Below are 206 nucleotides of genomic sequence, written 5' to 3'. Positions count from 1 at the left end.
CAGGCCATCGGCCCGTCGCGTGGGGGCCGGACGACCAAGATCCACGCCCTCACCGATGTCCTCGGACGCCCCGGCGTCCTCCTGCTGACATCCGGCAACGCCAGCGACGTCCGTACAGCCCCGGACGTGCTGGCCGAAGCCCCAGGCCGTATCCGCCGCCTGACCGCCGACAAGGGCTACGACGCCGACTGGCTGCGCGCCGATCT

At 72.3% G+C, this 206-nt stretch carries 1 protein-coding gene; it reads left to right on the top strand.

Annotation, left to right across the window (positions count from 1 at the left end; translation table 11 throughout):
* A partial coding sequence (locus tag ASF26_RS23325) for a transposase (protein WP_244475822.1) occupies window positions 1–206 on the top strand: 206 nt, incomplete at both ends.

This window comes from Methylobacterium sp. Leaf93, assembly GCF_001422345.1.
Taxonomy (GTDB): Bacteria; Pseudomonadota; Alphaproteobacteria; order Rhizobiales; family Beijerinckiaceae; genus Methylobacterium; species Methylobacterium bullatum.
The sequence above is the reverse complement of the archived record's forward strand: the minus strand, read 5'-3'. Positions and strand labels throughout refer to the sequence as shown.